The organism is Mycobacterium sp. E3305 (assembly GCF_001666785.1).
Lineage (GTDB): Bacteria > Actinomycetota > Actinomycetes > Mycobacteriales > Mycobacteriaceae > Mycobacterium.
Genome location: NZ_LZJA01000190.1, coordinates 1 through 9,218 on the forward strand (window position 1 = coordinate 1; position 9,218 = coordinate 9,218).

General features: G+C 70.0%; 9 protein-coding genes and 1 pseudogene. 4 read left to right on the forward strand and 6 right to left on the reverse strand.

The window, feature by feature from the left end:
- Nucleotides 1-216: pseudogene (locus tag A5701_RS17695) on the forward strand (SDR family NAD(P)-dependent oxidoreductase); the annotation flags it as partial.
- Here the strand turns inward: A5701_RS17695 and A5701_RS17700 are convergent.
- The 3 genes from A5701_RS17700 to A5701_RS17710 form a co-directional block, all read right to left on the reverse strand.
- On the reverse strand, nt 205-936 hold the full coding sequence (locus A5701_RS17700; protein ID WP_231969241.1) for an SDR family oxidoreductase: 732 nt from the start codon (nt 934-936) through the stop codon (nt 205-207). The pseudogene A5701_RS17695 and the gene A5701_RS17700 sit on opposite strands and share 12 nt — an antisense overlap.
- A gap of 139 nt (nt 937-1,075) precedes the next feature.
- Complete coding sequence (groL, locus tag A5701_RS17705) at nt 1,076-2,701, reverse strand: chaperonin GroEL (protein ID WP_067756427.1); 1,626 nt, start codon at nt 2,699-2,701, stop codon at nt 1,076-1,078.
- Nucleotides 2,702-2,905: 204 nt separating this feature from the next.
- Complete coding sequence (locus A5701_RS17710; RefSeq protein ID WP_067756430.1) at nt 2,906-3,487, reverse strand: TetR/AcrR family transcriptional regulator; 582 nt, start codon at nt 3,485-3,487, stop codon at nt 2,906-2,908.
- Between the two features lie 87 nt (nt 3,488-3,574).
- Between A5701_RS17710 and A5701_RS17715 the strand changes: the two genes are divergently transcribed.
- On the forward strand, nt 3,575-4,489 hold the full coding sequence (locus tag A5701_RS17715) for an SDR family NAD(P)-dependent oxidoreductase (protein ID WP_067756433.1): 915 nt from the start codon (nt 3,575-3,577) through the stop codon (nt 4,487-4,489).
- Here the strand turns inward: A5701_RS17715 and A5701_RS17720 are convergent.
- On the reverse strand, nt 4,470-5,174 hold the full coding sequence (locus A5701_RS17720; protein ID WP_067756436.1) for a M24 family metallopeptidase: 705 nt from the start codon (nt 5,172-5,174) through the stop codon (nt 4,470-4,472). The two genes, A5701_RS17715 and A5701_RS17720, sit on opposite strands and share 20 nt — an antisense overlap.
- 31 nt (nt 5,175-5,205) lie before the next feature.
- Between A5701_RS17720 and A5701_RS17725 the strand changes: the two genes are divergently transcribed.
- Nucleotides 5,206-5,700 (forward strand): cupin domain-containing protein, encoded by a 495-nt coding sequence (locus tag A5701_RS17725; protein ID WP_067756440.1) that lies wholly within the window; start codon nt 5,206-5,208, stop codon nt 5,698-5,700.
- Between the two features lie 244 nt (nt 5,701-5,944).
- Here the strand turns inward: A5701_RS17725 and A5701_RS17730 are convergent, their stop codons facing one another.
- Nucleotides 5,945-7,387, reverse strand: coding sequence for an NAD(P)/FAD-dependent oxidoreductase (locus A5701_RS17730; protein WP_067756443.1), 1,443 nt, complete (start codon nt 7,385-7,387; stop codon nt 5,945-5,947).
- Nucleotides 7,378-7,857 carry a VOC family protein gene (locus A5701_RS17735; RefSeq protein WP_067756446.1) on the reverse strand — a complete coding sequence of 160 codons (480 nt, stop codon included), beginning with the start codon at nt 7,855-7,857 and terminating at the stop codon, nt 7,378-7,380. Before A5701_RS17735 ends, A5701_RS17730 begins: the two co-directional genes overlap by 10 nt.
- Nucleotides 7,858-7,930: 73 nt before the next feature.
- Here A5701_RS17735 and glp point away from each other — a divergent pair, with 73 nt between their 5' ends.
- Nucleotides 7,931-9,136, forward strand: a complete 1,206-nt coding sequence (gene glp / locus A5701_RS17740; RefSeq protein WP_067756449.1) for a gephyrin-like molybdotransferase Glp — start codon at nt 7,931-7,933, stop codon at nt 9,134-9,136.
- Nucleotides 9,137-9,218: the final 82 nt, after the last annotated feature.

Below are 9,218 nucleotides of genomic sequence, written 5' to 3' on the forward strand. Positions count from 1 at the left end.
AAACGGCTCGACGCGTTCCCGAAGTTCATGTGGATGCCGTCGCGCGACGTCGCGCGCATCGGGGTCGACGCGCTCGCCCACGACTGCGGCACGGTGATCGCCGGTCTGCCCAGCCACCTGTCCACCCGGCTGTTCCAGTTCATGCCGCGACGGCTGCTGCTGCCGCTACTGAAGAACCAGCATCCCGGCCTCAAACGCGACCTCTCAGCCGGCTGAAGGCCAGGGCCGCATCCAGCCCTCGACCGGGAGCGCGAGCGCGTCGACCCCGATGCGCGCGACGTCGCGCGACGGCATCCACATGAACTTCGGGAACGCGTCGGCGAATTTGCGCTCGTCCATGCCCGCGTTCTTCAGGAACTCGGTGCGCACCGGGCCCGGGCACAGCAGCGCGACGGTGACACCGGTGCCGGCGAGCTCGCCGCGCACCCCCTCGGTGTAGGTCTTCACGAACGCCTTGGTGGCCGCGTAACCGGCCTGCCCCGGGAAGGGGTGGTAGCCGGCGGTGGACCCGACGTTGAGGATCGCCCCGCGCCCGCGCGGCACCATCTGCTGGACCGCGCGCGTGGTCAGGTCGATGACCGCCTCGCAGTTGACCCGCACCTGGGCGATCTCGTCGTCGGCGCGCGCCGCGGTCACCGATCCGATGGTGCCGACGCCGGCGTTGTTGACCAGGATGTCGGCGGCCAGGCCGCGGCGGCCGACCTCGTCGAGCAGGCCGGCGCGGGCGGCCGCGTCGGCGACGTCGCAGGCGATCACCTCGACGCGCACGCTTTTCGAGAGTTCGTCGGCCAGCTCGCGCAGCCGGTCCTCCCGGCGGGCGACGAGCGTCACGCCGTGACCGCGGTCGGCCAGTTCCCGCGCGATGTCGGCGCCGATGCCCGACGATGCGCCGGTCACCACGGCGGTGCTGGTGGGTGAGGGAGTCGGAAGGGCCACGCGTCGAACCCTACAAGGGGCCGTCGAGCGTGAGCCCGATGCACGAGAAGGGCTGGGAAATCGTCCATATCCCGAGAAGCTCGGCGCACGAAAAAACCCGGCTCCCAAGGGGAGCCGGGTTTTCCCGTAGCTGTCGGACTTAGAAGTCCATACCGCCCATGCCGCCGGTCGGGTCGCCCGCGGGAGCGGCCGCCTTCTCCGGCTTGTCGGCGACGACGGCCTCGGTCGTCAGGAACAGCCCGGCAATGGACGCCGCGTTCTGCAGCGCCGAGCGGGTGACCTTGACCGGGTCGGCAACGCCGGCCTTGAGCAGGTCCTCGTACTCGCCGGTGGCCGCGTTCAGGCCGGTGCCGGCCTTCGCGTTGCGGACCTTCTCGGCGACAACGCCGGGCTCCAGCCCGGAGTTGAAGGCGATCTGCTTGAGCGGGGCCTCGAGCGCGACGCGCACGATGTTGGCGCCGGTGGCCTCGTCACCGGTGAGCTTGAGCTCCTCCAGGGACGGCGCCGACTGCAGCAGGGCCACGCCACCACCGGCGACGATGCCCTCCTCGACGGCGGCCTTGGCGTTGCGGACCGCGTCCTCGATGCGGTGCTTGCGCTCCTTGAGCTCCACCTCGGTGGCGGCGCCGGCCTTGATCACCGCAACACCGCCGGCCAGCTTGGCCAGGCGCTCCTGCAGCTTCTCGCGGTCGTAGTCGGAGTCGCTGTTCTCGATCTCCTGGCGGATCTGGGCCACGCGCCCGGCGATGGCGTCGGTGTCACCGGCACCCTCGACGATGGTGGTCTCGTCCTTGGTGACGACGACCTTGCGGGCCTTACCGAGCAGGGCGACGTCGGCGCTCTCCAGCGACAGGCCGACCTCTTCGCTGATCACCTGACCACCGGTGAGGATCGCCATGTCCTGCAGCATCGCCTTGCGGCGGTCGCCGAAGCCGGGGGCCTTGACGGCCACCGACTTGAAGGTGCCGCGGATCTTGTTGACCACCAGGGTGCTCAGGGCCTCGCCCTCGACGTCCTCGGCGATGATCAGCAGCGGCTTGCCGGCCTGGATGACCTTCTCCAGCAGCGGCAGCAGGTCCTTGACGGTGGACACCTTGGAGCTGACCAGCAGGATGAACGGGTTCTCGAGGACGGCTTCCTGACGCTCGGCGTCGGTGACGAAGTAGCCCGAGATGTAGCCCTTGTCGAACCGCATGCCCTCGGTGAGCTCGAGCTGCAGGCCGAAGGTGTTGGACTCCTCGACGGTGATGACGCCCTCGTTGCCGACCTTGTCCATCGCCTCGGCGATCAGGTCGCCGATGGACTGGTCGCCCGCGGAAATCGCCGCGGTGGCCGCGATCTGCTCCTTGGTCTCGACGTCCTTGGCGGACTTGAGCAGGACCTCGGTGACCTTCTCGACGGCCTTCTCGATGCCGCGCTTGAGGCCCAGCGGGTTGGCACCCGCGGCGACGTTGCGCAGGCCCTCCTTGACGAGCGCCTGGGCCAGCACCGTGGCCGTCGTCGTGCCGTCACCGGCGACGTCGTCGGTCTTCTTGGCGACTTCCTTGACCAGCTCGGCGCCGATCTTCTCGTACGGGTCCTCCAGCTCGATCTCCTTGGCGATGGACACACCATCGTTGGTGATCGTGGGGGCGCCCCACTTCTTCTCCAGGACGACGTTGCGGCCCTTGGGACCCAACGTCACCTTTACCGCGTCGGCGAGGGCGTTCAGCCCCCGCTCGAGGCCGCGACGGGCCTCTTCGTCGTACGCAATTGTCTTGGCCATTGCGAAGTGATTCCTCCGGATCGGGAATGACACCGGGTGGCCACGGGTGGCCACCCCATTACTTACGCTGGCCGGGTGCAGTGCCCGCGACGGACGACCCCAGGTGTCTGCTGGTCTCACCGTCCCGACCTAGCACTCACCTGTCGCGAGTGCCAAGGTCATTCTTAGCACTCGCCTATGCCGAGTGCAAGAACGGGTCAGGCCTTATCGCTGCACGCGTAAACCGTCGATGACGACGTCGGTCGCCCGCTCGGCCAGCGCCGAGTCGTAGGCCTGCATCGCCTGGCAGCCGACCAGGATCGCCTTCAGATCCCGCATGTCGACGTCGCGCCGCGCGGTGCCGGCCTCCTGGGCGGCACGAAGCAGCTCGCCCAGCATGGCCCTGAACGCTTCCTCGGCCTCGGGGGCGGCGCAGGCGATGTCGATTCCGTACCCCGCCAGCGCGTCGACCAGGCCGCGGTCCGCGGCACCCCACTGCAGGACCATCGAGCGCAGGAAGGCGAACAGCGCCTCCCCCGGGCCCTCCGACTTCAGCAGGGCGTGCCCGTCGTCGACGAGGCGGCGCATCCGGTCCTCGATCACGGCGGTGAACAGCGCTTCCTTCGTCGGGAAGTGCCGGTAGACGGTGCCGGCCCCCACCCCGGCGCGGCGGGCGACGTCGTCGATGGGCACCGACAGGCCTTCGGCGGCGAAGGTCTCGTAGGCGACGTCCAGCACGCGCGCGCGGTTGCGCGCCGCGTCGGCGCGCAACGGCCGTGCGGGTTCGGCCAACAATTCACCACCCATCGGTTGACAAAGCGGGGCGTGCGTTCCGTATAGTCGAGTCAACCGGAGCGCTCGCCCCGTTTACCTTACTACTTTGAGGAGCTTCCGATGGCCAAGTGGACCGCGCGAGACATTCCCGACCAGGCCGGACGGGTCGCCGTCATCACCGGGGCCAACACCGGCCTCGGCTACGAGACCGCCGCCGCGCTGGCCGACCACGGCGCACGCGTCGTGCTCGCGGTGCGCAACCTCGATAAGGGCAAGGACGCCGCCGCGCGCATCGCCGCCGCGAGCCCGCACGCCGACGTGGCGCTGCAGGAGCTCGACCTGACGTCGCTGGACTCCATCCGCGCGGCGGCCGAACAACTCAAGTCCGACTACGAGCAGATCGACCTGCTGATCAACAACGCCGGCGTCATGTACACACCGAAGGAAACCACCAAAGACGGCTTCGAGATGCAGTTCGGCACCAACCACCTGGGCCACTTCGCCCTCACCGGCCTGCTGCTGGAGCGGCTGCTGCCGGTGCCCGGATCGCGGGTCGTGACGGTGAGCAGCGTGGGCCACCGCATCCTGGCCGACATCCATTTCGACGACCTGCAGTGGGAACGCTCCTACAACCGGGTCGCGGCCTACGGGCAAGCCAAGCTGGCCAACCTGCTGTTCACTTACGAGCTGCAGCGGCGGCTGGCCCCCCGCGGGACGACGATCGCCACCGCCGCCCACCCCGGCGGCTCGAACACCGAACTGGGCCGCTACACGCCCACGGCGTTCCGGCCGCTCGTCAACGTGTTCTTCTCGGTGATCGCGCAGGACGCCGCCATGGGCGCGCTCCCGACGCTGCGCGCCGCCACCGACCCGGCCGTTCTCGGCGGCCAGTACTACGGCCCCGACGGGTTCGCCGAGACCCGCGGCTATCCGAAGTTGGTGTCGTCGAGCGCGAAATCCCACGACGCCGAGCGGCAGCGGCGGTTGTGGGCGGTGTCGGAGGAGCTGACCGGCGTCACGTATCCCCTGGATTGACATCGAGCAGCTGCTCGTAGAAACCGCCGAAGCCGCGGGCCCGGTCGGCCAGATGGATCTCCAGGATCCAATGGCACAGGCGGCCGGCCGGGTCGGTGCGCCGCATCGGCTTGTTCGATCCGGGCGCGATGTACCACTGGACGCCGGGGCCGGCGATCTTCTTGTGCGGGAACTCTCCGACCAGGTGACCGGCGATCGAACTGGCGAACTCGAAACCCTCGGCGTGGGCCAGGCCGACGACGAAGTCGAAGAGCTCGGCCCCGGTGACGTCCGGGCGCCGGTCGAAGTACTCGCGGCCTGCCCGCCACACCCGGGGCAGCGCGTCCCGGAGGGCCGCCTTGGCCGGGTCGTCGCCGAGCACGAAGGTGCGGCCGAAGTCGGCCTCCCACTCCGCGAAGATCGGCCCGAAATCGAGGAAGACGATGTCGCCGTCGGCGACCAGCCGGTCCGGCGGGCGCTCGCTGAAGGGTTGCAGCGTGTTCTCGCCGGCCCGCACGATGCGCCGATGCCAGTGCCGGGTCACGCCGAACAGGTCCGCGGCGAGGCGGTTGATCTCATCGGACAGCTGCCGCTCGGAAACGCCCGGCCGGATGATGCCGCGCCGCTCGACCTCGTCGAACAACTGCGACGCCTTCTCCTGGGCTTCGAGCAGCCGCTGCGCGCGCACGTCCTCCGGGGCCTCCACTCTCGCGATGCTAACTGGCAGGCTGGAAACCATGTCGCTCGTCGTGCCGCCCTATCCGCCGCCCCGGTACACCAAGGACGAGCCGGGGATCAGCGCCTGGCTCAAGCGTGCCGACGAGCCGCCCGACTACGAGACCGGTGGCGTCAAGTACCACTACCTGGCCAACGACCAGGCCACCGGCGGCGACTACGGGCTGTACCGGGTCGACATCCCCGCGGGCGGCGGCGGCCCCGGACCCCACTTCCACCGGGCGATGTCCGAGGCCTTCTTCGTGCTTTCCGGCACGATGAAGCTCTACGACGGCACGCAGTGGGCCGACGGTCGGCAGGGCGACTTCCTCTACGTGCCGCCGGGCGGCGTGCACGGCTTCCGCAACGGGGCCGACGAGCCGGCGTCGATCCTGATGCTGTTCGCGCCGGGTGCCCCGCGCGAGACGTACTTCGAGGGCTTCGCGGCGCTGGCCGACATGACCGACGACGAACGCCGGGAGTGGTTCGTTCTGCACGACAACTATTGGGTGCAGTAACCGGTTAACGGTGAGCGAACTCTAGGTGCCGCGCACTGATACGCGGCGCGCGCGCGACGTAGGGTTTGGCCGTGCAGGTGAGGACGAAGCGCGCCGCGGCGTGGTTGCGGATGAAGGTCGAGACGGCGTACAGCGCCCCGGTGCGGACCGCCGAGCGGGTCAAACGGCCCAGGCGCCCGGGCCTGCGGCGCGTGCCGACCGCGTCCGCCCGGGTCCGCGGGCGCCGGTTCAGGCGTCCGACCGGTCACCGGCCGAAGCGGTAGTCGGCGTCGACCAGCTCGCGGGTGCGCTCGAAGAAAGTGCGTCCGCTGTAAGGCAATTGGGTGACCACCTTCCCGCTCGGATGCCGGAAGTAGTTGTCGCATGCGAGCCAGACCTTGCCCACCATGGCCGCCTGGATCTCGTCGTTGTAGCGGCGCTGCGCGTCGGGTGTCACTTGGACGGTGCGCGCCCCCCGGGCGTTCATCACGTCGAGGATGTGGCGGACGAACGTGGTCTGCGCCTCGTGGATGTAGATGATCGAATTGACGCCGTTGGTGTTGGGCCCGTAAAGCGTGAAGAAATTCGGATAGCCGGCCACCAGGGTGCCCAGGTACGCCTCGGCGCCGTCGCGCCAGTCGTCCGCGAGGCGGCGCCCGCCCGACCCGTGGACGTCGATGCTGGCCAGGTAGTCGGCGGCCTTGAACCCGGTGCCATAGATGACGGTGTCGACGCGGTGCTCGACGCCGTCGACGGTGCGCACGCCCCGCTCGGTCAGCTCGGTGATGGCGGCCGTTTCCAGTGTGACGTTGGGCAACGCGAACGTCGGATACCACTCGCGCGACATCAGCGGCCGTTTGCAGCCGGCGGGATAGTCCGGCGTCAGCTTCGCGCGCAGCTCGGGGTCGGCCACCTTGCGCATCAGGTAGCTGCGGGCCAGCTCGGTCGCTTCCCGCGTCTGCGCGGCGTCGACGTCGAAGCTGGACGACTCGTAGGCGTCGAAGGCCTCGTCGCGCAGCTTGAGCGCCATCTCGGGGTGGCGTTCGAACAGCTCGTGCTGTTCGGGCGTGAACGGGAAGTCGAAGCGGGGCGCGATCCAGATCGGGGTCCGCTGAAACACGGTCAGGTGCGCGGTTTCTCGCGCGATCGCGGGCACGTACTGGATGGCGCTGGCGCCAGTGCCGATGGACGCCACCCGCTCGCCGGCCGTCGACTTGCTGTGATCCCAACGCGACGAATGGAATTGGCGGCCGCGGAACCGCCGCGCGCCGGGGATGTCCGGGACGTGGGGCACGTCGAGCATCCCGACGGCGCTGACGACCGCGTCGAACTCGTGCTCGCGACCGGCGTCGTCGGTCAGGGTCCAGCGGCCCCGGGTGTCCGACCAGCGCGCGGCGGCCACCGCGGTGTTCGCCCGCAGGCGCGCGCCCAGCCCGTGACCGTCGGCGACCCTTTCCAGGTACGCCAGGATCTCGGGCTGGTTGGCGTACGTCTTGCTCCAACGCGGGTTTGGCGCAAAGGAATACGAGTACAGGTGCGACGGGACGTCGCACGCCGCGCCCGGGAAGGTGTTGTGGCGCCATGTCCCGCCGAATCCGTCCGCCCGGTCGTAGATGGTGAAGTCGTAGCCGCCCTCGGCCAGCTGGATGCCCATGGCGATGCCGCCGGCACCGGCGCCGATGATCGCGACTCGCGGCTTCAGTCCCATTGCGCGAAGTAGGGTCGCTGCGGCCGGGTCTTCTCCACCAGGATGAACACCACACCCCACGGGTCGATGAACCAGGTGGTGCGGACCCGCGCGACCTCCGCGATCCCGCTGACCAGAAAGCGCACGCCCCTGCTTTCCAGCTCCGCCCGGGTGGCGTCGAGGTCCTCGCAGATCAGCCCGACGTGGGACAGCCCCGGGTCGGTGAGGCCGGCGCGACCGGGCCGATCCGAGCCCGCCGCGCCGAGGTATTCGATCACCTCGAGCACGCGATCGCCGTCGCCGTCGAACCCGACGATGGCCGCCTTCATGCTGGGGTCCGCCACCAGCTCGCCCATGTCGTCGCGAATGGCGTTACCGGTCATGACATACGGCGGCGAGAGCACACGCAGGCCCAACACGTCGCGGTAGAAGGCGACGGCCGCCTCGCAATCCGGAACACACACCCCGGTGTGGGCCATCCCGGTAATCACGTTCTCGACTCTACGTCGGTCCCACGGCCTCACCGGGAGCGGTTGGGAAATCTGACCGGCCGATAATGGCGGGGTGCGGTCGGTCCAAGAACATCAGCGCGTCGTAGCCGAACTGATCCGTCCCCGCCCGGCGGCCACCGCCGCACTGGCCGAGGCGCAAGGGCTGGTGCTGGCCGAGGACGTGGTCGCGCGCCTGGCGCTGCCGGTCTTCGACAACTCCGCGATGGACGGATACGCGGTGCGAGCCGAGGACACGTCCGGCGCCACCCCCGAGCACCCGGTGGCCCTCGAGGTCGTCGAGGACATTCCCGCCGGGCGCACCGACGAGTTGACGCTGCAACCCCACACCGCGCACCGCATCATGACCGGCGCGCCGCTGCCCGCCGGCGCGACGGCCGTCGTGCCGGTCGAAGACACCGACGGCGGCGTGGACGTCGTGTCGATCCGCGCGCCCCGTGAGGCCGGCAAGCACATCCGGCGCGCGGGCGAGGACGTGGCCCCCGGCACGACGGTGTTGCGGCGCGGCCAGGTGGTGACGCCGGCCGTGCTCGGCCTGGCCTCGGCGCTGGGCATGGCCGAGTTGCCGGTGCTGCCGCGCCAGCGGGTGCTGGTGCTGTCGACCGGGTCGGAGCTGGTGGCGCCCGGCAATCCGCTGCGGCCGGGGCAGATCTACGAGTCGAATTCGATCATGCTGGCCGGGGCCGTCCGCGACGCCGGCGCCGACGTGATCGCGGTGGCTACGGCGGAAGACGATGTGGCGCAGTTCAGTTCGATCCTCGATCGCTACGCGGCCGACTGCGACCTGATCATCACCAGCGGCGGGGTCAGCGCCGGCGCCTACGAGGTGGTCAAGGACGCGTTCGGCCGCGAGGGCGACCAGGGCGTGGAGTTCGTCAAGGTGGCGATGCAGCCCGGCATGCCACAGGGCATCGGCCGGGTGGCCGGCGCGACGATCGTCACCCTGCCCGGCAACCCGGTGAGCGCACTGGTGTCCTTCGAGGTCTTCATCCGGCCCGCGCTGCGCAGGGCCATGGGCCTACCTGACCCGGAGCGCCCGCACCGGGCGGCCGTGCTCACCGAATCGCTGACCTCGCCGCGCGGCAAGCGGCAGTTCCGCCGCGCGGTGCTGGACCGCGACACCGCGACCGTCACCAGTTATGGCCCGCCGGCCTCGCATCACCTGCGGTGGCTGGCGTCGGCGAACGCGCTGCTGGACATTCCCGAGGACGTGGCGGAGGTGCCCGAGGGGACCGAGCTGCAGGTCTGGGACCTGACCTAACCCGCCGGGGTGGCGCTGCTGGTGCCGACCGCGTTCAGCGCCGCCTACGGCGCGGGCGGCGCGGGCTCGGCCATCGCGATCG

Coding starts and splice junctions, on each gene's coding strand:
- A5701_RS17715 (WP_067756433.1), top strand. CDS start 3,575: ATGGCCAAGTGGACCGCGCGAGACATTCCCGACCAGGCCGGACGGGTC.
- A5701_RS17725 (WP_067756440.1), top strand. CDS start 5,206: ATGTCGCTCGTCGTGCCGCCCTATCCGCCGCCCCGGTACACCAAGGAC.
- A5701_RS17730 (WP_067756443.1), bottom strand. CDS start 7,387: ATGGGACTGAAGCCGCGAGTCGCGATCATCGGCGCCGGTGCCGGCGGC.
- groL (WP_067756427.1), bottom strand. CDS start 2,701: ATGGCCAAGACAATTGCGTACGACGAAGAGGCCCGTCGCGGCCTCGAG.
- A5701_RS17710 (WP_067756430.1), bottom strand. CDS start 3,487: ATGGGTGGTGAATTGTTGGCCGAACCCGCACGGCCGTTGCGCGCCGAC.